Origin of the sequence: Tautonia sociabilis, from assembly GCF_003977685.1 — a bacterium.
Classification (GTDB): Bacteria; Planctomycetota; Planctomycetia; order Isosphaerales; family Isosphaeraceae; genus Tautonia; species Tautonia sociabilis.
In genome coordinates, this window is sequence record NZ_RYZH01000003.1 from 17,332 (window position 1) to 42,937 (window position 25,606).

At 70.7% G+C, this 25,606-nt stretch carries 20 protein-coding genes; 11 read left to right on the forward strand and 9 right to left on the reverse strand.

Annotation, left to right across the window (positions count from 1 at the left end; genetic code table 11):
- Positions 1-13 precede the first annotated feature (13 nt).
- Positions 14-493, forward strand: a complete 480-nt coding sequence (locus TsocGM_RS02185; RefSeq protein ID WP_126723686.1) for a HEAT repeat domain-containing protein — start codon at positions 14-16, stop codon at positions 491-493.
- A gap of 122 nt (positions 494-615) precedes the next feature.
- Here TsocGM_RS02185 and TsocGM_RS02190 read toward each other — a convergent pair whose 3' ends face one another.
- The 4 genes from TsocGM_RS02190 to TsocGM_RS02205 all read right to left on the reverse strand — a co-directional run bounded on the left by TsocGM_RS02190 (position 616) and on the right by TsocGM_RS02205 (position 7,301).
- Positions 616-1,146 (reverse strand): DinB family protein, encoded by a 531-nt coding sequence (locus TsocGM_RS02190; protein WP_126723687.1) that lies wholly within the window; start codon positions 1,144-1,146, stop codon positions 616-618.
- A 392-nt stretch (positions 1,147-1,538) separates the two neighbouring features.
- Positions 1,539-3,191, reverse strand: coding sequence for a glucose-6-phosphate isomerase (gene pgi, locus TsocGM_RS02195; RefSeq protein ID WP_126723688.1), 1,653 nt, complete (start codon positions 3,189-3,191; stop codon positions 1,539-1,541).
- A 458-nt stretch (positions 3,192-3,649) separates the two neighbouring features.
- Positions 3,650-4,390: a BsuPI-related putative proteinase inhibitor gene (locus TsocGM_RS02200; RefSeq protein ID WP_126723689.1), complete on the reverse strand. Its 741-nt coding sequence runs from the start codon at positions 4,388-4,390 to the stop codon at positions 3,650-3,652.
- Between the two features lie 427 nt (positions 4,391-4,817).
- Positions 4,818-7,301: a DUF1549 domain-containing protein gene (locus TsocGM_RS02205; protein WP_233578188.1), complete on the reverse strand. Its 2,484-nt coding sequence runs from the start codon at positions 7,299-7,301 to the stop codon at positions 4,818-4,820.
- 529 nt (positions 7,302-7,830) lie between these two features.
- Here TsocGM_RS02205 and TsocGM_RS02210 point away from each other — a divergent pair.
- From TsocGM_RS02210 to TsocGM_RS02245, 8 genes are all read left to right on the forward strand, one after another.
- Positions 7,831-8,250, forward strand: a complete 420-nt coding sequence (locus TsocGM_RS02210) for a hypothetical protein (protein ID WP_126723690.1) — start codon at positions 7,831-7,833, stop codon at positions 8,248-8,250.
- 130 nt (positions 8,251-8,380) lie between these two features.
- Complete coding sequence (locus tag TsocGM_RS02215) at positions 8,381-10,078, forward strand: helix-turn-helix domain-containing protein (RefSeq protein WP_126723691.1); 1,698 nt, start codon at positions 8,381-8,383, stop codon at positions 10,076-10,078.
- A gap of 207 nt (positions 10,079-10,285) precedes the next feature.
- A complete protein-coding gene (locus TsocGM_RS02220) occupies positions 10,286-10,993 on the forward strand; it encodes a DUF1326 domain-containing protein (RefSeq protein WP_126723692.1) in 708 nt (235 codons plus the stop codon).
- Between the two features lie 177 nt (positions 10,994-11,170).
- Positions 11,171-11,875, forward strand: coding sequence for a hypothetical protein (locus TsocGM_RS02225; RefSeq protein WP_126723693.1), 705 nt, complete (start codon positions 11,171-11,173; stop codon positions 11,873-11,875).
- Between the two features lie 343 nt (positions 11,876-12,218).
- Entirely contained in the window at positions 12,219-13,706 is a 1,488-nt protein-coding gene (locus tag TsocGM_RS02230) for a M48 family metallopeptidase (RefSeq protein WP_126723694.1), read from the forward strand.
- 176 nt (positions 13,707-13,882) lie between these two features.
- Positions 13,883-15,793 (forward strand): sensor histidine kinase, encoded by a 1,911-nt coding sequence (locus TsocGM_RS02235; protein ID WP_233578190.1) that lies wholly within the window; start codon positions 13,883-13,885, stop codon positions 15,791-15,793.
- A 119-nt stretch (positions 15,794-15,912) separates the two neighbouring features.
- Positions 15,913-17,331, forward strand: coding sequence for a sigma-54-dependent transcriptional regulator (locus tag TsocGM_RS02240; RefSeq protein ID WP_126723695.1), 1,419 nt, complete (start codon positions 15,913-15,915; stop codon positions 17,329-17,331).
- A 59-nt stretch (positions 17,332-17,390) separates the two neighbouring features.
- The gene (locus TsocGM_RS02245; protein ID WP_126723696.1) at positions 17,391-18,122 is read left to right on the forward strand and encodes a hypothetical protein; all 732 of its coding nucleotides are present in this window, start codon (positions 17,391-17,393) and stop codon (positions 18,120-18,122) included.
- 109 nt (positions 18,123-18,231) lie between these two features.
- Here the strand turns inward: TsocGM_RS02245 and TsocGM_RS02250 are convergent, their stop codons facing one another.
- From TsocGM_RS02250 to hemQ, 3 genes are all read right to left on the reverse strand, one after another.
- Positions 18,232-18,489: a hypothetical protein gene (locus TsocGM_RS02250; protein WP_126723697.1), complete on the reverse strand. Its 258-nt coding sequence runs from the start codon at positions 18,487-18,489 to the stop codon at positions 18,232-18,234.
- A 77-nt stretch (positions 18,490-18,566) separates the two neighbouring features.
- Positions 18,567-18,944, reverse strand: a complete 378-nt coding sequence (locus tag TsocGM_RS02255; RefSeq protein WP_126723698.1) for an SPOR domain-containing protein — start codon at positions 18,942-18,944, stop codon at positions 18,567-18,569.
- Between the two features lie 82 nt (positions 18,945-19,026).
- On the reverse strand, positions 19,027-19,929 hold the full coding sequence (hemQ, locus tag TsocGM_RS02260; RefSeq protein WP_126723699.1) for a hydrogen peroxide-dependent heme synthase: 903 nt from the start codon (positions 19,927-19,929) through the stop codon (positions 19,027-19,029).
- Positions 19,930-20,173: 244 nt separating this feature from the next.
- Here hemQ and TsocGM_RS02265 point away from each other — a divergent pair, with 244 nt between their 5' ends.
- Together TsocGM_RS02265 and TsocGM_RS02270 are read left to right on the forward strand one after the other, a co-directional pair.
- Positions 20,174-21,274, forward strand: coding sequence for a zinc metalloprotease (locus TsocGM_RS02265; RefSeq protein WP_126723700.1), 1,101 nt, complete (start codon positions 20,174-20,176; stop codon positions 21,272-21,274).
- Positions 21,275-21,352: 78 nt separating this feature from the next.
- Positions 21,353-22,609, forward strand: a complete 1,257-nt coding sequence (locus tag TsocGM_RS02270; RefSeq protein WP_126723701.1) for a hypothetical protein — start codon at positions 21,353-21,355, stop codon at positions 22,607-22,609.
- Between the two features lie 81 nt (positions 22,610-22,690).
- Here TsocGM_RS02270 and lpxB read toward each other — a convergent pair whose 3' ends face one another.
- A complete protein-coding gene (gene lpxB / locus TsocGM_RS02275; RefSeq protein ID WP_126723702.1) occupies positions 22,691-23,911 on the reverse strand; it encodes a lipid-A-disaccharide synthase in 1,221 nt (406 codons plus the stop codon).
- A 118-nt stretch (positions 23,912-24,029) separates the two neighbouring features.
- Positions 24,030-25,472: a sigma 54-interacting transcriptional regulator gene (locus TsocGM_RS02280; RefSeq protein WP_126723703.1), complete on the reverse strand. Its 1,443-nt coding sequence runs from the start codon at positions 25,470-25,472 to the stop codon at positions 24,030-24,032.
- Positions 25,473-25,606 lie beyond the last annotated feature (134 nt).

Sequence of the window (25,606 nt, forward strand, 5' to 3'; positions counted from 1 at the left end):
ATCGGAGCGAGCGATGTCCAATCCCACCCTCGAGACGGGTTCCGCGGGGCGGAACGAGTACCTGGGAGTGCCCGCCTCGTCCTGGGTCGCATTGCTGCGGAGCGAGGACCCGCTGACGAGGAGGCTGGCGGCGCACGCCCTGGGGATGATCGGGCCGGCGGCTCGGGAGGTCTCGGTCCCGGCGCTGGCGGAGGCGATCGAGAAGGACGAGGCGAGTTTCGTCCGCGTCTGGTCGGCCTCGGCCCTGGCGAAGGTGGACCCCGACGACCCGAGGGCGCTGGCCGGCCTGCGGGCGGCGATGCGGGACGAGTTGAACTTCGTGCGCAGCCTGGGGGCCTGGTTCCTCGGCCGGGTGGGGCCGAGGCTCCCGGAACGCGACGAGGCGCTGGCTGACCTGGATCGGCTCCGCGAGGACGAGGACCCGAGCGTGAGGGCGGAAACCGAGGTGGCGCTTCGGATCCTGAGGAAGAAGAACGTCCGGCCCCGGGGTTGAGCCCGGCGGCCGGGCCGGGCCTCAGTCGTCTCGGGAGGGCCGAGCCCCTCGGTCCTGGGCCTCTCCCGCTCCTCGTCCCGATCCGATGCCGGGGGAGAGCGAGTGCCTCGAGGCGGCGATCCTCAACCCTCGTCTTCCGGAGGGGAGGAGGCTGGGGAGGACGAGTCGTCCCAGAGGCCGAGCAGCCGGCGGACGACGACGAGCTGGCCGAGGTGGTAGGCGTTGTGGTCGGCCAGCAGCATGGCCTCTCGCACGATCGACTGGCCCGATCCCCAGGGCAGGGGAGCGAGCAGGTCGGTGGCGGGGTCGGCGACCAGGTCGCGCATCGCCCGGAGATCCTGGCGGAAGGCGGCGATCGAGCGGTCCCAGGAGCGGCCGTCGGGCGGGGAAGGGGACGGGGGCCAGTAGTCGGCGGGCCAGTCGAGCTTGGGGTACTCGGCGGACCGGCTGAAGTCGAGGATGTCGCGCTGACAGATGCGGAGGTGTTCGAGCAGTTCCCAGGGGGAATGGGGGAGCCCGGCGGGACGATCGCCGGAGCGGTCGACCGGGAAGCCGGCGACGGCGGCCTCGAAGCCGAGGTGAGCGGCCCCGCCGTCAAGGAGTTCGAGGAGGTGGGCACGCAGGGGAGCGTCTCGGTCGTTGCCGATGGTCATCGGATGTCTCCTCGGGAAACCATCGACGGGCCGACGGTCGCGCCGGGAACCCAGAGCCGGGCCGGGCCGAACCCCGCGGTCGGGCCGTCGGCGCCGATCAGTACGGAACGCCCGAGGCCCGGCGGTGCCGGAGGGCCTCGGCGTACCATTCCAGCTCGTCGAGGAATCGGGAAGCCCGGGAGAGCCAGGCCTCGTCTCGGGGGGTTCCGTCGTCGTCGAAGGTGTCCTGGACCTTCGGGACGGCAAGGATCGACGGGATGCTCGGGGTGCCGATCTCGGCGAGCAGGGCGCGGGATCCCCTGGCGGTCGGAGCGGACGGAGCCGTAGAGAACGAGCAGGTCGAGTCCCATCGGGGTGGTCGCTCCGGGAAGATCGGGTCAGGTCAGGTCAGGTCAGGTCCCGAGATAGGTCTTCAGCAGCGCGGTCGTCGAGGGGTTGAAGCCCTCGATGGGGGCGCCCTCCTTGCGGGATCGAGCGAGCTGAGAGCGGACCTGCTTGGCGAGGACCTTGCCGAGTTCGACGCCCCACTGGTCGAAGGAGTTGATTCCCCAGAGGAAGCCCTGGACGGCGGTGCGGTGCTCGTAGACGGCGAGGATGCGGCCGACGGCGTCGGGGGTGAGGCGGCCGTCGACGAGCAGGACGTTCGAGGGGCGATTGCCGGGGAAGACCTTGTGCGGGACGAGGTCGGCCGGCACCCCTTCGGCGGCGACCTCCTCGGCGGTCTTCCCCACCGCGAGGGCGTCGGGCTGGGCGAAGAAGTTGGCCATCAGCTCGTCGTGGTTGGAGACGGGCTCCCCCGGGACGTCCATCGGCCGCTGGCTCTTGGTGAAGCCGATGAAGTCGGCGGGGACGACGCGCCCCTGGTGGAGGAGCTGATAGAACGAGTGCTGGCCGTTGGTGCCGGGCTCGCCGAAGTCGACCTCGCCGGTGGGGAAGGGGACCGGCTGACCATCGAGGCCGACCCGCTTGCCGTTGGACTCCATGTCGACCTGCTGGATGTGCGGCGCGAGCTTCAGCAACGCCTGGCAGTAGGGGAGCAAGGCGCGGTCGGGACGGCCGAGGAAGGTGGAGTTCCAGACCCCGAACAGGCCGAGGATGGCCGGGATGTTCCGCTCGGTGGGGGTGTCGAGGAAGTGGCGGTCGATGGCGTGGGCCCCGTCGAGGAAGTGCCCGACGTGCTCCATGCCGTACTGCAAGGCCAGCGGCAGAACGCCGACGGCGCTACAGACGCTGTAACGGCCGCCGACCCAGTTCCAGAAGCCGAAGGCGTTGGCGGGGTCGATGCCGAACGCCTGGACGGCTTCGAGGTTGGTGCTGACGGCGACCATGTGCTTGGCGACGCTGTCGGGCCCAAGCGCCGTGACGAGCCACTGGCGGAGCGTCTTGGCGTTGAGCATGGTCTCGGCGGTCGTGAACGTCTTGGAGACGACGACGACGAGCGTGGTCTCGGGGTTGAGCCCCTCGAGGTTGCGGGCGACGTCGATCGGGTCGACGTTGGCGAGGAAGCGGAGGCGGCGGCCCTCGGCGGATCGGGCGCACTCGGGATCGGTGCGGAAGGCCTCGTGGACGAACTCGGGGCCGAGGTAGCTGCCGCCGATGCCGATGGAGACGACATCGGTGAGCGGTCGGCCGGTGGCCCCGGTCCAGGAGCCGGAGCGGACCTTCTCGCTGAAGGCTCGGATCTTGTCGAGGACGTCGTGGACCTCGTCGACGACGTTAATGCCGTCGAGGGTGATCGATTCCCCCTTCGGGGCCCGGAGGGCGACATGCAGGACGGCGCGGTCCTCGGTCGAGTTGATCCGGTCTCCCCGGAACATGGCCCGGATCTTGTCGCGGAGCCTGGCTTCCTCGGCGAGGGCGAGCAGGAGTTGGAACGTCTCGGTCGTGGCGTTCTGGCGGGAGAAGTCGAGGGTGATCCCCTCGGCCTTGGCGGTCATCGCGCGGCATCGGTCCGCATCTTGGATCAGGTCGCGGAGGTGAAGCCCGGCGATCTCCCGGGCATGCCTGGTCAGGTTGTTCCAGGGGGTCGATGCGGCGATGGACATGGGCGGTCGCTCTCCTGGGGGCCCGGGAAGGTGCCGATCGGAAGGACGGACCCTCCGCCCATGAGGCTACGCCATCGGGCTCAAGAAAGCGACGGCCGGCTGGCCGGCGCCCTGGCCTCCTCCCCGGGTTCCCCACGATCCGGTTCCGGCCGCTCCCCGGCCTTGCCAAGGTCCCTGATCGGCCCGGCTCCGGAGCGGAGGCCGCGATTCGATTCCTCCGGTGGTGACTCGCAGGTTGTGACGACGACGAGCTCAGGGCCTCGGATCCCGCCGCAACCGGCCGAGTCGAGCCGACCGCCGAGGAGTTCGCCCCGATCACGAGGCCCATACGCCCGCCGCTGGCACCTCGGGAGGGGGAGGGAACGACGACCTGGCGGCGTCGACATCCCCCTCGGGGTCCTGCTCGCGAGGGCCTTGATCCGCCGCCGCTCGCAGGATGGCGAAGCAACGGACAGAACCTAGCCTCGCCAGCGGAATGGGCGGTCCAGGGGAGACCGCGAGGGGCGGGCCGGCCGCTGATCGAAGGAGAGGCGGCGGGCCTCGGCGGCCTGGAGGGCCTGGCGCTGGCGGAGTTGCTCGGCCCGGTTGGCGGCAGCCCGCGGCTGGCTTGCTCCTCGACCTGACGGGGATCGGGGGACGAGGGAGTTGCGGGGGGAGGTCGGCGAGGGAGTCGACGGGCCGGCGAGCTGAATGGTGATGGGAGGGGAGGAGACGCGGTCGACCTCGGCCCGGATCTCGACCGGGCCGGTGACGATCGAACCGTCCCGGGAGCGGCCGTCCCAGGTGACGGTGGCCTGCCGGGACTCGCCGGGCTGGAGCGTCACGAGGACGTGGGAGGTCAGGATCGGCCCTCGGTCGTCGCTGTAGCGCCAGAGCTCTCGGCCGCGTCGGGAGATGACGACGTCGTAATTGCCCATCGGGCCCGTGTTGACGGGGGTCTGGCCGGCGACCGCCTGGGTGATCGTCAGGCGGACCGGCTCCCCCGAGGGGACGATCGGGCGGTCGGCCGAAACCGAGACGCGCGTGGTGTGAGGGCTGGGAGACTGCGGGGCCGGTCGGGCGTTGCGAAGGGACTGGGAGGCGATCTCGGCGGCAGCGCCCGGGGGCAACGTCCGGGCCGCACTGAGCAACTGCCGACCTTCGAGCGGTTCGAGCGCCAGGGGAAGACCCCGGCGGCGTCGGGAGGTTCGGCGTTCCATGTCCGTCGGACTCCTGGATCCGAGGGAGCCCGGGGCGGCCTCTCACTGGGGAGGAAAGGCCCCCGGGAAGGGGGCGATCGGCCGGCGGCGCACGATTCGGCCGGCGGTGCCGGTTGTGGAGGATCGAACGGGAAGGGGAGCGGACTTGAAGGGAACTGCGGGAAATGCGGAGCGGAAGCGATGGGGGGAGGATGTCGGCGGACGGCGGATGGCGAAGGACCGTCGGGGGGCCTCGGCAGGGGAACCGGAGGCGAGCGGAGGAACCGATGATGGCGGGGGTCGCGAACCGGGACGGAGTAGAGGCGGACGGGGTAAACCAACGGGGGACGCGACCGATCGGGTCGCGTCCCCCGGGGGAGGGGATCGGTGGGAAGGGGAGCCCTTGTCCCCGGGCCGCTCGGGCAGGAGGGGCCCGGGAAGGGGGCGATCAATGGCGGAAGAGGAATTCCTTGGAGTTGATCAGGACCCAGCCGAGGTCCTCGATGGCCTGGCGGCGATCCTCGGAGCCGTCGATGTGGGCGACGGCGGCCTGAAGCTCGGTGTCGGTCGGGGGTCGCGAGAGGGCGATGGCGTAGAGCTCGGCGGTGATCTCGGCGGAGGACTTGCCCGATTCGGCGAGCCGGTGCATGCGGCCGCCGTCGGCGCGGAGCTTGTCGTGGACGGTGGCGCCGCCGATGAGCTGGAGGGCCTGGGAGAGGTTCGAATCGCTCTCGCGTTCGCACTCGCAGGCGAGCTCTCGGGCCGGGCGGCCGAAGGTCTTGAGGAAGGGATGGTCCATCTGGCCGTCGGGGATGGTGATGGCCGGAGCGTTGGCCGGCAGGCCGGAGAAGGAGGTGGGCACGTCGGTGACGGTGGAGATGGCGTCGAGCAGGACCTCGGCGGGCAGGAGCTTGGTGACGGCGTGGGAGAAGTAGACCTCGTCGTCGGCGTTCAACTCGTTGGCCCGGGCGCTGAGGCGGTAGGTGCGGCTGGTGAGGATGGTGCGGACGAGGTGCCTCAGGTCGTAGCCGCTGGCGACGAAGTCGTCGGCGAGGCCGTCGAGGAGCTCGTCGTTGGAGGCGGGGTTGGAGTCTCGGAAGTCGTCGACGGGATCGACGATTCCCTTGCCCATCAGGTGGTACCAGATGCGGTTGACGGTGCTCTTGGCGAAGAAGTCGTTGTCCTCGCTGGTGAGCCACTCGGCGAGCCGGTCCGGACGATCGGCCTCGGACTGGTCGTCGGCGAAGACGGGACCGCCGAGGGCCTTGGGGGGCATGACCTGCCCGGTGCGGGGCTGGCGGACGTCTCCCGAGTCGGTGGCGAAGATGATCTCCTCGTCCGGAAGCAGCCCCTGCTTCTGGCGGACCCGGGAGAAGAAGGCCGCGAAGCCGTAGTAGTCGTCCTGGGTCCAGCGCTCGAAGGGATGGTTGTGGCACTTGGCGCACTGGATGCGAACGCCGAGGAAGAGCTGGGCGGTCGTCTCGACGGCCTCCTCGGGGGTGCGGCTGATCCGGTAGTAGTTGGCCGCGGGGTTGTCGAAGGTGGAGCCGTCGGCGGTGAGCAGGTCGCGGACGAAGGCGTCGAGGGGACGGTTCTGCTCAAGCTGGGAGCGGATCCAGCGGTGGAAGGCGTAGGCACCCTTCGACTTGATCAGTCGGGAGTTGGACCGGAGCACGTCGGCGAACTTCAGCGCCCAGAAGTCGTTGAACTCGGGACGCTCGATGAGCTGCTCGACCACCTCCTCGTAGCGGGTCGGGGAGGGGTTGTCGAGGAAGGCCTTCGTCTCCTCGGGGGTCGGGAGGACGCCGATCGTGTCGAGGTAGACGCGGCGGATGAACTCCTCGTCGGTGCTCGGCTCGGAGGGGGCGATCCGCATGCGGTTGAGCTTGGCGAAGACGGCACGGTCGACGAGATTGTCCCGCGGGACGGGGACCTCGGCGAAGCCGGGCACCTCGACCAGGTGGGTGAGGCGAACGGTGGCGACGAGGTCGAGGTAATGGGCGATGATGGCCACCTCGCCGCGCTTCTTGAAGGTGACGAAGCCGGAGGGGTCGACCTCGGCGATGTCGGTGTTGGAGGAGTCATAATAACAGATCGGGGTGACGTCGCGAACCGAGCCGTCGGCGTAGGAAACCCGGGCGGAGATCTGCTGGGTGCGGGCCGGGGCGTTCAGCACGCGGTCGCCGGGAGAGATCTCCAGAGAGACGGCGGCGGGGCTGGAGGGGTCGTCCTTCACGCCCTCGGCGATCCAGTCGCGGAGGAACTCGAAGGTCTTGGTGTCTCGGAAGAGCCGCTGGCCGCCCTCGTGAGCGATCAGGCCGAGGGGCTTGGTGAGCATCAGGCTGCGGTCGGGGTCGAAGGGATCGACGCGGCGTCCGGCGATCTCTCGGCTGAGGGTTTTGTAATCCTCGTCGGGGAGGTACCCGCGCAAGCTGAGGCGGAAGCCCCCCTTGCCGGTGGGAGTGCCGTGGCACGCCCCCATGTTGCAGCTCGCCTGGCTCAGAGCGGGAATCACGTCGTGCCGGAAGCTGACCGGGGAGGGCTCGGCCATCTTCTCGACCCGGACCAGGGCCTCGGCCTGGACGCTGCCGCCGGAGGCGACGATGCGGGCCTCGCCGTCTCCCACCGGGGTGACTCGGCCTCGGGCGTCGACCACGGCGACCGAGGGATCGAGGCTGGTCCACTCGACTAGGCGGGTGAGGTCGCGGAGGGAGCCGTCGGGGTCGGTGGCGGAGGCGATGAGCTGGGCGGTCGCGCGGCGACCGGAGAGGAGGAACTCGGCCGGCTCGACGGCTAGGCTCGCCGGGGCCCCGATCGCGTCGGCGGGGGCGGAGTCGTCGGCCCGGGCCGGCTCGAGGGGGGAACCCCCGGCCAGGATCAGGGCGACCAGGGGGCCGGCGAGCATGCGTCCCGGGTTCGGTCGTCGCTGCATGGGTCGCTCCCGAATCGGAGGTGGGTCGAGGGGGCCCTCCGGTGGCCGCTGGCCCCCAGTCGAGGGGGGGAGGGGCGTGCCGGGGGGCCGACGATCGGGGGAAGGGGCCGGTGTGAAGTTGGCTTCACCCTAACGCCACCAGCACCCCGGATTCAAGCAAAGCTCCAACAATTTTTCCAGGGGGAGGCGGTGCCCGGAGCAAGTCCGCCGGGGGGGTGGGCTTGCGTCGGCCCGGACGATCCCTACAATAGGAAGATGCCGCATCATCGACGCACGTCGCCCTTCGCGGCCGATCCGGCCGCCGCGTTCCCCCGTCTCGCATCCCCTGAACCGCCCCGCGGTGTGATAGACTGGTGTCGCGAGCGTCGTTGCGTCGCTCCGGGCCCGATCGTCTCGGCCCCGGGGGTTGGCTCATGTCACGGCCCGGCGAGCGTCGGTGTCCTGCGATCCCGAACGAATCGGGAAGGGAGGGTGCCGTCGGCGGCCCGGGCGGCTGGCCTCGGGACGGATCAATGGCAGGGAGGTGACCATGGTTCCGATCGGGAAGACCGAACGGACGCCGGGCAGGAGGCTCGGTCCGGTGCTGGGGTTCGGGTTGCCGGGACTGGTGCTGGGGCTGGCGGCGGCCTGGTTGCTCGGGGCCGGCTCGGCGCGCGGGGTCCAGGCCCAGGGGGGCGCTGCTCCGACGGCAAGCGGCGGGCTGATGGCGCTGACGACCTCGGCTCCAGGGGATCCGGGGGGGACGAGGCTGGTGCTCATCGACACCCGGTCCCAGGCGATGGCGGTGTACAAGATCGACGGCTTCAAGGGGGGCTCGATCAAGCTCGAGGCCGCCCGTCAGTTCGGGGCCGACCTGCGGCTCTCAGAGTACAATAACCTGCCCCCGGAGGTCGCGGCCGTCGAGGCGATGGTCGCGGCGCCGCGCCCGAGGGGCGTCTCGGGGCAATAATCCCAGGGGCTCGTGGCTGGCGACCCGATCGCGGCGCGATGCTCCTCCACCGGACCTCGGCACCGCCGACTTCCACCGAATCGATTCGACCCGGCCGCCCGGCCGAATGCGAAGCGAGGAGCACGTCCCTATGGCTCAGTTCTACACCCTGGAGGAGGCCGCGCGGGCCCTCGGCATGGATCCCGAGGAGCTGAAGTCGAAGGCCCAGCGCCGAGAGGTGCGGGCCTTCCTCGACAGCGGCTCGTGGCGGTTCCGCGTCTCGGACATCGACGAGCTGGCCCGCCGCAGCGGCATGGGCAGCGACCCGGACCTCTCGCTCTCGGACATCGATCTGGTGCCCGAGGGCTCCGGCGCCAGTAGCTCGGGCATCTCGAGCCTGGAGAGCGCCGAGGCGGACATCGACGACTCGGTCTTCCAGCTCGGCGTGGCCCGATCCGATCTGGGGCCGGTGTCTCAGGAGGACGTCCCCGCGCAAGGGAGCGGCTCGGACGCGGACATCCTGCTGGACGACGCCTCGCTGCCGATGGGAGGCGGGTCCAGCTCGCACATCATCGGCATGGAGGCCCCCGGCAAGCGGCCGAGCGACTCGGACGTCCGGCTGGTGCCGGAGGGCCCGAAGGGGGCCAGTGACTCCGACGTCTCGCTTTCCGGAGAGGTCGACGTCGTGGCCCCGGGAGGCCCGGCCGACTCCGACGTGACGCTGGTGCAGGAGGGGAACGAGGACACCTTCGAGTCGTTCGGCACCCTCGACTACGAGCAGCAGTCCAGTTCCACCTTCGGCAGCAGTCTGGGAGCCAGCGACAGCGGCATCCAGCTGGGAGACTCGGGCAGCGACGAAACGACGCTGCGCCCCGCCCCGATCGGCTCCTCCGACGAGATTAAGGCCGAGGTGGAGGGGGCCAGCTCCGAGGAGGAGGACAGCGACTTCGAGCTGACCCCCTCGAGCGTGATCGACGCGTTGCAGCCGGAGTCGGGCAGCGACTTCGAGCTGACGGCCCTGGACGCCAGCGACGAGTTCGAGGCCGTGGCGCCCAAGCCGAGCGACTCGGACGTGACCGGGGCCGAGCCTTCGACCTCGGGGGTGAACCTGGGCAAGCCGAGCGACTCGGGGATCAACCTCCAGCAGATGGGAGGCCTGGACGACGCCGACTCGATCGAGCTGGCCCCGCTGGACGACGACGACGCGAAGCCCGCCCCGCCGAAGCCGAAGCCGGCCCCCCGGCCGGCCGCCGACCCGGCCGCCACGGCCATGCCGGGCCTGGTCCCCGACCCGTCGGCCACCGCGCTGCCGGTGCGCGACCAGTCGCAAAAGGACATCTTCGAGGACACCGACTTCGAGGTCGACGCCCTGGAGAGCGGCGAAGACCAGACGATGCAACTGGACGCCAACAGCGACTTCGACCTGGACGAGAGCGACTCGGCCTCCGAGGTCTTCGCCCTGGACGAGGAGGACGTCGACCAGAACGCCGCCACGGCGATGGGTCCGGCGGTGCTGGAGGAAGAGGACGCGGTCGAGGGAGCGATGAAGGCGGAGGTTGCCGACTCCGAGGAGATGGAGTCGGTCACCAGCTGGGACGAGGAGGGCGCCCCGTCGTCGGCCGCCGTCCCGGCCGGCGCCGCCCGTCGCGGGGGCCCGCAGTCCTCTCTGCTGTCCGACGCCGGCGGCCCCCCCTGGGGCGGCCTCTGGGTCGGCATGCTGAGCGTGACCACCGTGCTGATGATGGTGCTGGCCTTCATCACGATGGACGTGGTGCGCAACCTGAACACCTACGAGGGAGACACGCCGGTTGTCTCCGGCTTGGTGCGGATGGTGGCCGGCGGCGAGTAATCCCCTCCCCCCGGCTTCGTCGGCCCGTCGCGATGGCCCCTCGAGCCCGATCCGATCCGGGCCGGGGGGCCGTTCGGCGTTGGGCCCGCGCCGTTTGTTTGCTTGACGCAACCATCGGAGCTTCCTAATAATCGACCGCACTGGGCGACCCACCCTCCGCGACCGAGTCCCACCCCCGAATTGACCCGAGCGAAGGAGTCCCTCGCGATGCGCATGATCCTTTTGGCCCTCTGCGGCGTTCTCATCGGCTCGGCGGCCGTCGCGGGAGAGGCGGTCCAGGTCCGGGGAGATTACCTCGAGGCCCGGACGGCCGACGTGTTCACCGGCCCCTGCTTCTCGAACTCCGAGGTCTTCATCGTCGGCGACCGGGCCGTGATGGCCTGGAAGGTGACCGAAGGCTCCTGGGAGGGAGTCGATCTGTCCGGCCTGGCCGTCGCGGCGGCCGTCCGGGGCACCTCGACCTTCTCGGAGGACCGCCCGGAGCTGGCCTCCTCGGTGCTGATCGTCGACGAGAAGGCCGATCCCCAGCAGCGGCAGGCCCTGATCGCCATGGCCCGACGGCTGGCCGGCGCCCGCCTGGAGAACGTGGTCGACGTGGTCGTCTCACCGATCGACCTGAGCATCGACGAAGACTGCCACATGGAGCCGCATGGTCCGGCTCACAAGCAGCACCTGATGCCCATGGCCCCTCCGGCCCGATTCGCGGCCGCCGACCTGGCCGAGATCGCCACCCGGCCGCTCGACGCCAACGACTGCATCTGCGGTAATGAGGTGATCGCCTACGAGCCGCTGTCGGAGGGGGTCGAGGTCCAGCCGGCCTACACCGTCGGTCATTCGTTCCAGGGGGCCGGCCTGAAGAGCACCTGGGCCGCTCCGAACGCCCGGAGCAGCTTCGTCGGCCGGTTCGCCTACTGAGCCGACCGGAGCGGGGCCGGGCTCGCCCCGTCCCCGAGCGTAGCCGACCGCCCGGACGGGCCTCGACGAGGGCCGGCCGGGCGGCCGGAGTTTCCGGGGCCCCGCGCTCTTCCCGGCCCTTCCTCCCGCCCTCCCCCATCCTCCCCGACCAATTCCTTCCAGAGGGAACGAACGCCCATGCGTGCGACGTTCGCGATCTTCGCCTCGACGATCGGCTCCGCCCTGATCGGGCTCCCGGCCCTGCCCTCCGCCTTGGCCGAGGGACCGTATTCGACCGAGGTGCTCGCCGAGGCCCCGCCGGAGGAGCTCGCCGGGGAGATCCGGGAGACGCTCCAGGAGCGGGGCGTCCGCGTGCGGAACGCCGACGGCGAGCCGGTCTTCGACATCTGGCTCTGCGCCTCGGTGCCCGCCCAGGCGGAGATTGGCGGCCCCTCTGGCTCGGTCCTCTACCCGTTCCTCACCGCCGGTCAGCTCGTCGGCGCGGTGCGGCTGTCCGAGGAGGCTTACGACTACAAGGACCAGTCGATCCTGCCGGGCGTGTACACCATGCGGTACGGCCTCCAGCCGGTGGACGGCAATCACCTGGGAGTGAGCAAATACCGGGATTACCTGCTGCTCTCCCTGGCCGACGAGGACATCGAGGCCGGCCCGATCTCCCAGGACGACCTCCAGGCCCTCAGCACCGGGCCCTCGGGCACCAACCACCCGGCGATCTTCCTCCTGCTGCCGGCCCCCGAGGGGGGAGAGGTCCCGGCGATCGTCCCGGACGAGGCCGAGGAGCGGACGGGGCTGGTCCTGGAACTCCCCGTCGCTCCCCAGGGAGGGGGAGAGCCGGAGCCGTTGGCGATCCAGCTTGTGATCGAAGGAGCCGGCCCGCATTGATCCGAGGGACCGGATCGCATCGCGCCTCCCCTCGCCAGAGGAGAGGGGCCGGGCGTGACGAACCGGATCGAATGACCCGCGCCCTCCCCGCTCGCTGAGGTCTTCGGCGGACTTCTCCGGTCGGAGTCGGTCGAGCGGGGTTGGGGTCCTGGGCGATCGTGTCCGGGGGCCGGCGAGCCGGCGGCGCCTGGCCCGGATCGCGCTGCCAGGGGGATCGGCCGGCTCGGCCTCGGCGCGTCTCGGGCCCGGACGCGGCGACTTCCTCAATCCGGCTCGGTTCCCGGGCCGGGCGGGACGTTCCGGGCGGCCCCTTGTTTCCCCTCGAAGCCAAGGGCCTCGACGGATGCCCCTGATCGCCCTGATCGCTCTCTTCGTGGCCTTCTGGTCGCCGGTTTCTCCGGCCGAGGGGGGCGTCGGACCTTCGGGGGGGCTGGATGGCTCCGACCGGGTCTTGCTGACGATGGCGGCGATCGCGGCGGTGGGGACGACCTCGGCGCTGATCGGCGGCCTGATGGCTCGACGGGTGGCGCGCCGGGGGCCGAGCTTGCGGGACCGCCGACGCCTGGCCCGGGTCTCGCAGTGGCTGGAGATCCTCGCGGTGGCCGCCTTCGGGGCGGCGGTTCACGGGGCGGGCTGGCCGAGGTTCGTGGCCGATTGCCTGGGGATCAAGGGCTGGATCCTCGTCGATGAGGCGATGGTCTTGCTCCCCTTCCTGCTGATGCTGCTGGCGATCTGGTCCGGGCTCTACCCGGCGGAGCGGATGCTCAAGGCTGCCGGGCTCCGGGGAATGCACCATGCGAGATTGCGCGGCTACCTGGTGCTCAAGGCGAGGCAGGCGCTGGGCATGGTCGTGCCGGTGGCGGTGCTGTTCGCGCTGGTGCAGGACCTGAGGGCGTACCTGGTCCCCTCGGGATCGGTCGGGAGCTGGTCGCAACTGGCGCAGTATGCGGGGCTGGGGGGGATGATCCTGGTCCTCTCTCCGGCGTTCGTCCGGTTGAGCTGGCCGGCGAAGTCGCTGCCTCCGGGCCCGTTGCGGGCTCGCCTGGAACGGCTCGCCCGTCGGTTCGGCTTCCGGTACAGCGACATTCTCGTCTGGGATACCGGAGGAGCGCTGGTCAACGCGGGGGTGACGGGGGCCTTACCCTGGTTTCGGTACGTCTTGCTGACCGATGCGATGGTGGAGCACCTCTCCCCCCGGCAGATCGAGGCGGTTTTCGGTCACGAGATCGGGCACATCGCGCACCGGCATCTGAACTACTTCGGCCTGTTCTTCCTGGGGACGATGGGGGTGATGGCGCTGCTGGGCAGCGGGATCGAGGAGCATCTGGCGATCGGCCGGCCGCTCTGGGTGTGGGGGGACAGCCCGACGATTGAGCTGATCGTGCAGGGGGCGGTGGCGATCGGGTTCGCGGCGGCGTATTTCCTGCTGGTCTTTGGCTTCCTCTCACGCCGGTTTGAGCGCCAGGCGGATATCTTCGGCTGCCGGGCGGTTTCGTGCGGGCTCGAGGATTGCCCGCCGCACCCCGACGTGAACGCGATGCTCGGGGCCCCGGCCGGGGTCCCCGAGGCCCTCTGCCCGGTGGGGATTGGGATCTTCGTGGAGGCGCTGACCAGCGTGGCGATGCTCAACGGCCTGGAGCCCCGGGCGTCGTCCTGGCGGCACGGGAGCATCGCGCGTCGGATCGCGTTCCTGAGGGGGCTGGAGGGGCGTCCCGAGGCCGAGCGGCGGTTTCAGGCCCGCGTGCGACGGCTGCGGGTGGCGATCGGCCTGGCCCTGACGATCGCGCTCGGGCTGGCGATCAGCACGGGGGCGCTGGAGTCGCTGCGCTGATCCGCAAAGGATCGGCGATCCCGGGGGGCCGACTCGAGGAAAAGCCGAGTGCCCGGCTTCTCACTCTCGCGGTCTTGTGGTAGAGTCCCGCGCCCTTCGGGTAAGGAGGGAGCGGAGCGGAGAGGGGAAGAGGCCCTCCGGACCGCTCGCATCGAGGCCGACACGGAGGTCGCCCCATGCCGCGCTGGCCGATCCGGATCAAGCTGATCGTCGGCCTGAGCCTGGTGGTCGCGATGATGACCACCCTGCTGGCGGGCTCCATCGTCGGCCTCCGGGCCTTCCACCGGAGCAATCTGACGCTGACCGACCAGCTCCGGGAGCTGGGGGCGTCGAAGGACCTGCTCCAGGCGGTCATGCAACTGGACCTGGACGACCGGGAGCTGGAGCAGCTCTTCCCGGCCATCCGGCCAACGCCGGTGAAGCCGGCTCCGACGGCGATCGAGCCGCCGGGAGTGCCCCCGAACGGGGCCGAGCTGGTGCGAGCCGCCCTGGCGACGGACGCGGCCCCAGCCGGCCCGGTACCGTCCGATTCGGGGATCCGCAGGGCCTCGGGACCGATGGTCGCGATGCTCGACCTGGAGGCTCGGCGCAAGGACCGGCTGGAGCGGATGCTCTCTCGGTTGCGGGATGCCCGGCAGGCGCTGTCCCGCTATTACGCCGAGCTGGAGCGCAACAGCCAGCGGGGCAATCGCGCCGACGGCCGGGACGAGTTCACGCTCGCCTTTCTGATCGACGACGACCTGGCCGGCATCCTGGCGGAGCTCGCCCCCGACCAGCCCTCCCCTGGGCCAGTCATCTCCCGGACGCCGATCTACATGGCCCGGCACCCGGAGGCGGACCTCCGCAACGCCGGCCCCTGGGAGCCCTTCGCACTGACCCGGGCCCGGTTGGACCGCCTGATTGGCTCGGCCGTCAGCCTACCGGACAAGCTCCACAGCGACTTCTTCCTGGTGCTGGAGGCAAGCAAGCGGCACTACCAGTCGAGCCGGGTGATCGTCTGGACCGCGTCGCTGGCCGTGCTGGCGATGCTCTACGGCCTGACGAAGCTGGTGCACCGCTGGGTCTTCGCCCCGATCCGGCTGCTGCACCGGGGAGTGCGGCACGTGGCCCGGGGGTCGTTCGACTACACGATCGACCTGGACACCGGCGATGAGATGCAGGCGCTGGCCGAGGCGTTCAACGACATGATCGCCCGGCTCGGGGCCAGCTACGCCGACCTCGAGCGGCAGGTGGACGAGCGGAGCCGGCAGCTCGTGCGGTCGGAGCGGCTGGCGGGAGTCGGGTTCCTGGCGGCGGGAGTGGCGCACGAGATCAACAACCCGCTCGCCTCGATCGCCTTCTGCGCCGAGGCGCTGGAGATGAGGCTCGACCCGATTCTCCGCTCCCATGACCCCGAGGGCGGCGGCGACGCTCGGGTCGCCCGAGACTACCTGCGGATGATCCAGGAGGAGTCGTTCCGCTGCAAGCGGATCACGGAGAAGCTGCTGGACTTCTCCCGGTGCGGCGAGATCCAGCGGCAGCGAACCGACCTCGTCGAGCTGGTCGACGGGGTGGTCGAAATGATCAGACACATGGGCAAGTACCGGGACAAGACGATCGTCTTCCAGCCGAGAGAGGCGGTCGTGGCCCTGGTCGACCCGCAGGAGATCAAGCAGGTCGTTCTGAACCTGGTGGTCAACGCGCTGGACAGCATGGAGGCGGGCGGGACCCTTCGGATCGACGCTCGGATGGCCGCGGGCCAGGCCGAATTGACGTTCAAGGACGACGGCTGCGGGATGGAGCCGGAGGTCCTGGAGAACATCTTCGAGCCGTTCTACACCCGGCGCAAGGGGGGGAAGGGGACGGGGCTCGGCCTGTCGATTTCGCACCGGATCATCAGCCAGCACCACGGCGAGATCACCGCCGACAGCCCCGGAGTGGGCCTCGGCTCGACGTTCATCGTCCGGCTGCCCAACCAGGCTCCCGCCCCGAGGCGGGACCGGGGGGCGGCCGAGCCGGCGAGGGGGAGGCATCCGGGTTGCGTCCCGGGCGAGTCGCCGGGGGGCGCCGACGTCTCGGCGACTCCGGCGACCTCGATCGAAGGATGAGCAACCTGATCGCCGGGGACCGGCCCAGGTCGGCCCCCTCGGCCGGCCGGAACGGCTCGGACGGAGACCGATCCGGCGACGAGGCCGGGAGATGATCGCTTAGGGAGGAGCATCGGGCCATGGACAAGTCGCATCCCGGCGGACTTCGGATCCTGTTCGCCGACGACGAGGCGCACCTGCGCGACCTCATGGAGCGCGAGCTCCCGAGGCTCGGTCACGAGGTCACGGCGTGCCCCGACGGCCAGTCGGCCATCCGGGCGCTGGAGCGGGGCCGGTTCGATGCGGCCCTGCTGGATATCCAGATGCCGGGGCTCTCGGGCATCGAGGTGCTGGAGAAGCTCCGGCAGCTCAGCCCCGAGACGCAGGTCATCCTGATGACCGGCCACGCGACGGTCGACACCGCCGTGCAGGCCCTCCGCCTGGGGGCGTTCGACTACCTGACCAAGCCCTGCAAGTGGGCCGAGCTGGAGGTGGTCCTCAACCGGATCGCCGAACGCCGAGACATGGCCAACAAGGCCGCCGCCCTGGAGACCCGCCTGAAGGCGGCCGAGGGGGGCTCGCCGACGCTCGTCGGGGAGTCGGCGGCGATGCGGGAGGTCCGGCGGCTGATCGACACGGTCGCCCCGACCGACGCCACCGTGCTCATCCTCGGCGAGACGGGCACCGGCAAGGACCTGATCGCCCGCACCCTGCACGAGCGGAGCCTCCGGGCCGACCAGTCGTTCGTGCCGGTCAACTGCGGCGCCCTGCCGGAGAACCTGATCGAGAGCGAGCTGTTCGGCCACCGCAAAGGGGCCTTCACCGGCGCCGAGACCAACCGGAAGGGACTGTTCGAGGTCGCCAACGGCGGCACCCTTTTTCTCGACGAGGTGGGGGAGCTGACCAAGGGCCTGCAGGTCAAGCTGCTGCGCTTCCTGGAATCGGGGGAGATCCGCCGGGTCGGCGAGAACGAGCCGTTCCGGGCCGACGTTCGCGTGCTCTGCGCCACCAACCGGGACCTCCGCGAGATGGTGGCCGAGGACCAGTTCCGAGAAGATCTGTACTTCCGGATCAACACGTTCGAGATTCATTCGCCTCCGCTCCGGGACCGCAAGGAGGACATTCCGCTGCTGGCCGCGCACATGCTGCAGCGCTACGCCGGCCGTCGCCCCGGGCCGATGCCGGAGTTGACGAACGAGGCGATCGACGCCCTCTTGGCGCACGACTGGCCGGGGAATGTCCGGGAGCTGGCCAACGCGATTGAGCGCGCCACGATCCTCGCCGGCGGCGGCCCGATCCGGGCCGAGCACCTGCCGACCCAAGGCATGGTCCGGCGGCCAGCGGCCGCCTCCTCCTCGCCGGGAGCCTCCTCCTCCTCGCCGATGGGGGGGCCGCACTTTTCGATCCCCGAGGGGAACCCGACCCTCCGGGACTTGGAAATGCATTACATTCAAGTCGTGCTGGAGAAGCACAACGGCAACAAGCCGGCCGCGAGCAAGGAGCTGGGCATCAGCCTGAAGACGCTGTACAACAAGATCAATCAGCTCCAGCAATCCTGATCGCGGCGATGACCGAGGGGCCCTCGCCGCCGACCCGGATCGGAGGCGGGGGACCGCCCATGTCGAGCCATCGCACACTGTTCCTTGCCGTGTCGGCCCTCTCCGCGACGCTCTCGGCGACGAGGGCCGAGGAGCCGTCGGGGGGCCGGGTCGCCGATCAGAAGGCGCTGGCCCCGTTCGCCGACCTGGTGGGGGAGTGGAAGGGAACCGGCCAGCCCCGAAGGGGGAGCGCCGAGGGGGCCTGGCGGGAGTCGGCGTCCTGGGAGTGGTCGCTGTCGCCGCGATCGGCCGCGCTGGCGATGGAGGTTGAAGACGGCAAGATGCTCCGATCGGTCCGGTTGCGGCCCGATCGGGAGGAGCCGGGCCGGTTTCTGCTGGATGCCGAGCTCCCGGACGGCAGCCGGCGGCGATTCTCCGGCCGGATCGATGAGCAGGGCCGCCTGCGGCTCGACGCCGAAGAGGAGTCAGAGGGGCCGGGGCTCACGCGCGTCTCGATCACTCCCCTGCACGGGACGAGGCTGTTGATCCTGCTCGAAGGGAGGAGGCCGGGGGTCGCCGCGGTCGTGCGGCTGGCGGAGGTGGGCTACACCAGGCAGGGGGTTCCGTTCGCGACCGGAACGTCGGCGCCAGAGTGCATCGTCACCGGGGGGAGGGGGACGATTCCGGTGACGTTCGAGGGGAGGACGTACTCCGTCTGCTGCTCGGGGTGCAAAGACCTGTTCGACGCGAATCCGGGGGAGATCGTCTCGGAGTACGAACGGTCGAAAGCGGCGGGCAAACCGGAGAACTGAACCGGATGCAGGCTCCCTCGTCGAGAACCCGGAGCCCAGGCCCATGCTCCGGGGAGGGATCCCCGGGAGCGGGGAACGCGACGAGGGAGGAGGGGGCCGGCAACCGGCCTCACTGGCCTCGGGCGGCGTCCTCGTCGGCGTGTCGCTTGCGGTTCTTCTCGTACTCGGCGAGCCACTTCTCGGCGCGGGGGATGTCGACACGGCGGACGTAGACGCGGGGATTGCCCTCCCAGGGGCCGAGGAAGTCCTGCATATCCTGCCCGTCGGAGATGGCCTTGATGCCCTCGGCGTTGAGCTGGTCGGCGATGAACTTGGCCTCCATCAGGCTGAGGGCCTGATAGCACGGGGTGAGCTCTTCGTTGTCCATGGTGGGCCTCGAGCGGTCGGGGGCCTCGGTGCGGGGGGACGGATCGGCTCCGGGACGCCCCGGGCCGACGGATCGGGTCAGCGTCTTCGGTGAAGCAGGTCGACGACGGCCAGGGCGCGGCCGAGGTCGACGAACGGCACGCGAACCCGGTGGACGGGATCGCCGCGGTCGTCGGCGTCGTGAGTGACTTGGACGGAAATGCCCAGGTCCCGGAGCCGGTTGGCGACGGCCGAAGCCTCGGCCTCGCTGACGGCGATGAAGCACTCGACGATCGCCGGCGCCGGGTCGGGGAGGGAGCTCAGGTCGAATTCCGTCGAGCCGTCCTCGAAGACGGTCCCGGCCACGGTGGTTGCCAACTCGTCGGCGGCAGTCAGCTCCACCTCGACCGAACCGCACGAGGGGCAGACCTCCTCTGCGACTTCGGACTGGGCGGAGCAGTTCCGGCAGGTCCACATGGTCGGGCCTCCCCGGCCGGCGGGGGGACCGGCCGATCGGATCGGGTCGAGGGGGGGCGTCGCTCCCGAGGACGGATCGCGGTCACAGGCGGATCGCCTCCAGCAATTCCGCTGGGGGCAGGAGGAAGCCGAAGTAGAAGTCGCCGAAGAGGGCGTAGCGGGCCGAGCTCTCGTCGAACCGCATGGTGTAGACGATGTCCTTCAGGTACGTCGGGTTGCGTGCCCAGAGGGTGACGCCCCACTCCCAGTCGTCCAGGCCGGTGGAGGCGGTGATGACCTGGGAGACCTTGCCGGCGAACTTCATCCCGCTGCGGCCGTGCTCGGCCATCATCTGGGAGCGGGGCTCGAAGGGCAACAGATACCAGTTCTGTTCCCCCTGGCGCATCTTGCTCATCGGGTAGAAGCAGCAGCAGGGCCAGTCGGGGAACTCGGGGTAGAGCCGCTGGCGGTTCATCGGCCCCAGCCGGTTGGCGTAGGCGTTGACCTTGGCGCGGTAGGAGGGGCTGTCGGGGTCCAGGCCCTCGCGATCCCGGAGGATGGCGGCATACTGCTCGGCGTCAGGGACGTACTCGGAAACCTCGGTGATCGAGTAAAAGGAGTAGCTCGGGACCAGGGCCGGACCGAGGAGGGAGGCCTCGATCGCCACCTGGACGCCGTGGATGGCGCGGAGATCCGGGCCGGCCAGCATCAGGCCGAAGTCGGCCTTGTGGCCGGGGACGGCGAAGCACTGACGCTGCTCGATGGCGGGGGAGGAGCCCGGGTCGAGGGCGGCCAGCAGCTCCTCTCGGCCCTGGCGTCGGGTCTCGGGGTCGAGCCGGGAGAGGGCGCCGCGGTCGATCCGGTAGAAGAGGTGGAGGAAGTGCCAGCCGGTTTCGGGCACCAGGGTGCTCGGCACCTGCTCGGAGGCCGCCGGCCGGTGGCCGTGCTGCATCGGTTGGGTGCGGGAGGGGCTGGGGGCAGCCTTCCCGGCGTTCCCGTCGTCCATCAAAGTCGCGCTCCCGGTCGATCGGGCTGGATCGAGGTCCCTGGACCGGCCTCTATTGTAAGGGCAGCCGGCGGCCCCGGACAAGGAAACGGCCCGACTCCGGGCAGGATCCGGCGGGATCGCGGGTGGTCGGGCGGAAATGAGAAAACATGAGTCGGAATGGGCCCGGGCCCGATGATCTCGACGGGAGGCCCGGCATCGGGCCGGGAATCCCCCCGTCTCGATCCGCCCGGAGTCCGCACCCATGGGAGCCGAACCGCCCTCGGCGTTCCCCGCGCCCTGCACCGCCGATTTTCCCCTCGACGAGCTGGCCCGAGGCGGCCAGGCCCGCGCCGGGGCGTTGACCAGCACGCTCTGGGACCGTCCCCGGCGGGGGGCTTTGCAGTTGAACGTGGTCTTCCTCGACGGCGAGGCTTCGGTCCAGGCCCTCGTGCGACAGCACGCCAGGGCGTGGGAGGAGTCGGCGAACGTCCGGTTCAACTTCCTGGGGATCGAGCGGTACGCCGACGCCCACATCCGGATCACCATGCCGCCGACCCGGAGTTTCCACTCGTACCTTGGCACCGGATCGGCGCAGATCGACCGACGCTTGCCGTCGATGACGCTGGGATTCACCGACGACGTGCTGGCCGAGCCGAAGGAAGTCCGCCGGCTCGTCCTGCACGAGTTCGGCCACGCGCTCGGGCTGATCCACGAGCACCAGAACCCCAATGGCGGTCTGAAGTTCAAAGAGCCCGAGGTGTTCGAGTACTTCTGGAGGACCCAGCGCTGGGACGAGCGGACCGTTCGAGAGCAGGTGATCCGACCGGCGCGGGCCGAGGAGCTGTCGAACGCCTCGAAGTTCGACCCCGACTCGATCATGCTCTATGCCTTCCCCCCCTCGATCATCGCCGCTGGGCCGGTCTCGGCCACGAAGTTGAACTACGAGCTGTCGGAGCAGGACCGCCGCACCATCGCCGCCCTCTACCCGAAGGACCCGACGGTCCCCAGCCCCCCCGATCGCCCCGAGGAGACCGGTGTGCTCCCGTTGCGGATCGGCGAGCCAAGCACGGCGAGCATCCCCATCCGGGGGGCCGAGATCCCCTTCGGCCTCCTCGTGCGGGAGCCCGGCCGCTACGTCATCGAGACGTTCACGCCGGAGGGAGCCCGGGAGGAGTTCTGGGTGATGACGCTGCTCGACTCGGATCGGGACGTCGTCGCCTCGGACCGCGAGGGAAGCAGCCCGCACGGTCTGAACGCCCGGATCGAATGCGACCTGGAGCCGGGGCGCTACGTGCTGATCGTCCGGCATCGGCTGCGGGCGGGGCTGGGATCGTTCGGGGTCCTCGCCCTGAGGAAGTGGTGATCTCGACGACGTTCCCGGGCCAGCTCGGATCGGTTCCCGGCGAACCACCCCCCGGCAAGCCCCTCGGAGGACACGGCGATGAAATGCGTCCGGCGGTCCTGGTTCCTCGTCGCGATCGTCCTGATCAGCGGAGTGGCTCCGTTTTCCTCCCGAGCCGGGGAGGGACAGGCGCCAACCCGGGCGATTGACCCGCGCTACTTCGAGCTGATCCTCCGCACCCTGGAACAGTGCCGAGACGACCTGATCGAGGACGGGACGGCGGCCCGATCGGGCAGGGATCTCCGTCGTTTCCTGCGGGACCGGGCTCGGAGGCTCGTCGCCAACGTGGCGGGCGAGGCAATCACGCCGGGAGGGCCGCCCGAATTGCCGGATGGGCTCATCGAGGAGGCCGATCGGCTGGTCGACCTGGTGCTGGTCGGGTTCGAGGAACCCTCCCCGATTGTCGAGGGCGATTCGGGAGCGGAACGGGGCATCCCCCCTCGGGTCGTCCCGTTCGAGCGTGTGATCGAAGCCGCGATCGCCGCCCGAACGTCTTCGATGAACAACGACGATGTCGCCCGGATGATCGCCGAGCTAGAGCGGTTCGCGGTGGACCTGCTCGCCCGGGCCGTCTGCCCGACCAACGCGACGGATGACCTCTCGGCTGAGGAACGGGCATTCGCGGTCGCCCTCGCCCGTCGCGTCGCTCGGGACGGGAAGGGGGAGCCGAATGAGGGCGCCGGCCCGGACGAGTTCGGGACGCTGGCCGGTCGGCTCCGGATCGAGCGCGATCGGCTGGCCCGGGAGGAACCGGGGCTGGGGGTCGAGGAGATCACCCATCGGCTCGAGGAGATCGGGAGGCGATGGCTCGACGCCGACCGAGCATCCCGAGGGGAGGCGATCTCCGAGGGGGATCGCGCCCGGCTCTCAACCCTCTCGGCGCTGATCGCTCGGGGAGTGGCGATCGAGGCCGGGGAGGGGAGTCCCGAGCCGTCTCCGGAGGATCCTCCCGAGGTCCCTCCGATCGACCGAAACCGGCTCGACGCGATCGCCGGGCTGCTCGAGCGCATCAACCGCGGCCTCAGGGCATCGGGGGTGGAGGAGAAGACGAGGCGGTCGGCCCTGCGAGCGGTGCTGCTCGATCGGCTGGCGGGGGGAGAGGGGATGGGCTCCTCGGCCGAGGTCGAGCGATTGATCGACCGGATCCTGAAGGCCGGGCAGCGGACGGCTCTCCCGAGGGTCGTCGTGACCGGGGTGTCGGTCTCGTCCCCAATCTGGTCCGGGCCGGTCGGCCCCGGCACGACGGTCGTGCTCGATGTCGAGGTCCGCGTCCTCGGGAGAGACGGCCGGGAGTGATCGGCCCCGATCGGCCGGCCCCGGGTCGACCCGATCCGGGAACATCCCGGGGGGCGACCGGGGCGGTCGGCGATCATCGGATCATCGGGCGGCGTCGATCGACTCGTCCCGGGCCGGGCGAGGCCCGATGGGGGCGTGAGGGCCCCGGGGGACGACGCGGCCGGCGGAGACGATCTCGGCGATGCGGTCGGCGGCTCGGTCGATCGCCCCGGGGATGGCGACTCGGTCGCGGAGGGCGGCGAGCGAGTCGGACACGCGGCGGCGGTCGGCCTCATCGGCCAGCCAAGAGAGGGCGTAGCGGGCCATCTCGGCGGAGACGTCGCCCGAGGTGGCGAATTCGGGCATCAGTTCGGCGTCGGCGAGCAGGTTGACCAGGCACATGTAGCGGACCTGGACGATCTTCCGGGCCAGCCAGAGGTGGGCGGCCCCCATCTTGTAGACGACCACGGTTGGCAACGCCTCGGCCATTAGCTCCAGGCTGACGGAGCCGGAGACCGCCCAGCAGGCCTCGGCCAGCCGGATGATCTCGGGAGTGCGGCCGGAGCACAGCTCGATCGGAAGACCGGCTGCCTCGGGATCGGCGGCCAGTAGCGAGGCGCAGAGATCCCGGTGGCGGTCGTGCAAGCAGGCGACGAGGAACCGGGCGTCGGGCCGCTCTTTCGCGACGAGGGCGGCGGCCCGGAGCATCATCGGGAAGTTCCGCTCGACCTCCTGCGTCCGGGAGCCGGGCAGCAGCGCGACCACCCGGCCGGCCCTGGCCCGCTGCTCCTGGAGGAACGACTCGTCCAGCGATCGGCCGGCCACCTCGTCGAAGTAAGGATGCCCGATGTACCGGGCTCCCTCGACGCCTCGCGCTCGATACCAGGGCTCCTCGAAGGGAAGGGTACACAGGACGTGGTCGACGTACCTGCGCATCTTCGCCACCCGCCAGCTCATCCAGGCCCAGAGCTGGGGGGGGACGAAGTAGATGACCGGGATGCCGGCGGCCTTGGCCCGCTTGGCGACCCCCCAGTTGAAGCCGGGGTTGTCGATGAGGACCACGGCGTCGGGCCGCTCCTCCCGGAAGTACCGGCCGGCCCGGAGCAGCAAGCGGACGAAGACGTGCAGGTTGAGGATCACCTGGACGAGCCACATCACGGCCAGATTGACCAGCGGATAGAGCAGGGTCGCTCCTGCGGCCTCCATCTTTGGGCCGCCGAAGCCGACGAACTCGGCGCCGGGCAGGCGCCTGCGGAGGGCTCGGACGAGATTGGCGGCGTGCAGGTCGCCGCTCGGCTCGCCGCAGGAGATGAAGATCCGCATCGCGACGCTCGCCTCCTTGCAACGGTCGCGGGGCGGGTCCAATCCGCCCTCGGCCGTAGGCTAGCAGACGCCCCGGGGGCCGAGAAGGCCAAGGGAGTGGGGGGGATCAGTCGGTTGATCAGTCGGGGGAGGCGTCGGCCGAGGCGTCGAGGTCGGAGGGTTCGGCGTCGGGGTCTCCCGAGAGGCCAAGCTCCTGGATCCGGCGGTGGAGCCGGGTCCGGGAGACGTGGAGGATCTTGGCGGCCAGCGACTTGTTCCCTCGAGCCGTTTTCAGGGCGCCCTCGATGAGCCGGCGCTCGACCCGCTCGAGCGTCTCGTCCAGGGGCAATCGCTCCTCGGGAACGGCGGGGGGGAGGTAGGCCGAGCCGAGATGACCCCGGATGGTCGCCGGTAGGTCGTCGGGGCCGATCAGGTCCCCCGAGGAGCGGTCGATCGCGAGGTCGACGACGCGGGCCAGCTCGTCCAGGTTGCCGGGCCAGTCGTACCGGAGCAGGACCTCAATCGCCTCGGGCCGGAAGCCCAGGCGTCGGGTCATCCGGCGCCGGTTGGCTCGTTCCAGGAGGTCCTGGGCGAGCAGCGGGAGTTCCTCGAGACGCTCTCGGAGCGGAGCCAGGCGGATGGTGAGGGTGGTGAGGGCGAAGTACAGCTCGGGGATCAGGCGGTCGTCGCGGAGGGCCTCCTCCGGGTCGCCCGAGGTCGTGACCAGGAGCCGGGGGGCGGGGCGGTCCTCGGCGCGGAGGGCCTCGACAAGCAGGCGCTGGAGGTCCCGGGGCAGGGCGAGCAAATCCCCGAGCACGAGCGATCCCCCCGCTCGACCGGAGAGCCGGATGGGGGATTGGCCTCGGCCCTCGGGGCCGGGGAGGCCGAAGAGCTCCCGCTCGAGGAATTCCGGGGGCAGCGCCTCGCAGTCGATCGCCACGAGCGGGGCGTCGGGAGGCCCGGCCCGGCGGTGGATCGCCCAGGCCACCTGGCGCTTGCCCGACCCCGGCGGGCCGACGATCAGGATGGGCTGGGAGACGGCCGAGGCGGCCTCGATCTGCTCCAGCAGGCGGCGGTGGGCCGGACCTCGGCCGACGAGGGCGTCGGAGTCGATCCGGTCGATCAGACGCTCTCGGAGCCTCCAGAGGTCGGCCCGGAGGCGCATGGCGGGGGACTCGGGGGCGGTTGGGGCGTCGTCGACGGGGCGGGCGACTCCCAGGAGGAACAGGGGCCTCCCGGCTCGGTCGCGGTGGGGCCAGAATTCCAGGCGTCGCCAGAGGCGAAGGCCGTCGGCCCGCCGGATCAGGGTGGTGGTCGACGCCGGGGAGCCGGCGATCGCCTCGGGGGGGGGCCGGAAGCTCTCGAGCAGCTCGCCGTTCGTGCCGCTCTCGCTGACGCCGCCGCCGGGGGCCGGGTCGGAATCGCGCTGCGACAGCTCGGCCCAGGAGGCACCGGTCAGCTCCTCCCAGGCGGGGTTGACGTAGAGGAGGCGGCCGGACGGGGAGAGCAGGAAGACCGGCTCGGCCGACTGCTGAAGCAGCGTCTCGGGGCGTCTCGGGCCCGAGGAGCGGGCGGGGGCCATGGCGAAAGCGGAGAAGGGAAGGGCCCGGGTCGCCTCGGATCGCCGCCGGCGGGCGTCGCCGCCCGAAGGCCGGGCCGGCGGGGACGCGGGCCGGCGATCAGGATCGGGCGCCGGCCCTCCCAACGCAAGCGGCT

What these genes read in the sequence shown, in the direction of transcription:
- TsocGM_RS02270 (WP_126723701.1), top strand. Translation starts at nt 21,353, where the DNA reads ATGAAATGCGTCCGGCGGTCCTGGTTCCTCGTCGCGATCGTCCTGATC.
- TsocGM_RS02230 (WP_126723694.1), top strand. Translation starts at nt 12,219, where the DNA reads ATGCCCCTGATCGCCCTGATCGCTCTCTTCGTGGCCTTCTGGTCGCCG.
- pgi (WP_126723688.1), bottom strand. Translation starts at nt 3,191, where the DNA reads ATGTCCATCGCCGCATCGACCCCCTGGAACAACCTGACCAGGCATGCC.
- TsocGM_RS02255 (WP_126723698.1), bottom strand. Translation starts at nt 18,944, where the DNA reads ATGTGGACCTGCCGGAACTGCTCCGCCCAGTCCGAAGTCGCAGAGGAG.
- TsocGM_RS02220 (WP_126723692.1), top strand. Translation starts at nt 10,286, where the DNA reads ATGCGCATGATCCTTTTGGCCCTCTGCGGCGTTCTCATCGGCTCGGCG.
- TsocGM_RS02200 (WP_126723689.1), bottom strand. Translation starts at nt 4,390, where the DNA reads ATGGAACGCCGAACCTCCCGACGCCGCCGGGGTCTTCCCCTGGCGCTC.
- TsocGM_RS02265 (WP_126723700.1), top strand. Translation starts at nt 20,174, where the DNA reads ATGGGAGCCGAACCGCCCTCGGCGTTCCCCGCGCCCTGCACCGCCGAT.
- TsocGM_RS02250 (WP_126723697.1), bottom strand. Translation starts at nt 18,489, where the DNA reads ATGGACAACGAAGAGCTCACCCCGTGCTATCAGGCCCTCAGCCTGATG.
- TsocGM_RS02190 (WP_126723687.1), bottom strand. Translation starts at nt 1,146, where the DNA reads ATGACCATCGGCAACGACCGAGACGCTCCCCTGCGTGCCCACCTCCTC.
- TsocGM_RS02185 (WP_126723686.1), top strand. Translation starts at nt 14, where the DNA reads ATGTCCAATCCCACCCTCGAGACGGGTTCCGCGGGGCGGAACGAGTAC.
- TsocGM_RS02245 (WP_126723696.1), top strand. Translation starts at nt 17,391, where the DNA reads ATGTCGAGCCATCGCACACTGTTCCTTGCCGTGTCGGCCCTCTCCGCG.
- TsocGM_RS02240 (WP_126723695.1), top strand. Translation starts at nt 15,913, where the DNA reads ATGGACAAGTCGCATCCCGGCGGACTTCGGATCCTGTTCGCCGACGAC.
- lpxB (WP_126723702.1), bottom strand. Translation starts at nt 23,911, where the DNA reads ATGCGGATCTTCATCTCCTGCGGCGAGCCGAGCGGCGACCTGCACGCC.
- TsocGM_RS02215 (WP_126723691.1), top strand. Translation starts at nt 8,381, where the DNA reads ATGGCTCAGTTCTACACCCTGGAGGAGGCCGCGCGGGCCCTCGGCATG.
- hemQ (WP_126723699.1), bottom strand. Translation starts at nt 19,929, where the DNA reads ATGGACGACGGGAACGCCGGGAAGGCTGCCCCCAGCCCCTCCCGCACC.
- TsocGM_RS02210 (WP_126723690.1), top strand. Translation starts at nt 7,831, where the DNA reads ATGGTTCCGATCGGGAAGACCGAACGGACGCCGGGCAGGAGGCTCGGT.
- TsocGM_RS02205 (WP_233578188.1), bottom strand. Translation starts at nt 7,301, where the DNA reads ATGCAGCGACGACCGAACCCGGGACGCATGCTCGCCGGCCCCCTGGTC.
- TsocGM_RS02225 (WP_126723693.1), top strand. Translation starts at nt 11,171, where the DNA reads ATGCGTGCGACGTTCGCGATCTTCGCCTCGACGATCGGCTCCGCCCTG.
- TsocGM_RS02280 (WP_126723703.1), bottom strand. Translation starts at nt 25,472, where the DNA reads ATGGCCCCCGCCCGCTCCTCGGGCCCGAGACGCCCCGAGACGCTGCTT.
- TsocGM_RS02235 (WP_233578190.1), top strand. Translation starts at nt 13,883, where the DNA reads ATGCCGCGCTGGCCGATCCGGATCAAGCTGATCGTCGGCCTGAGCCTG.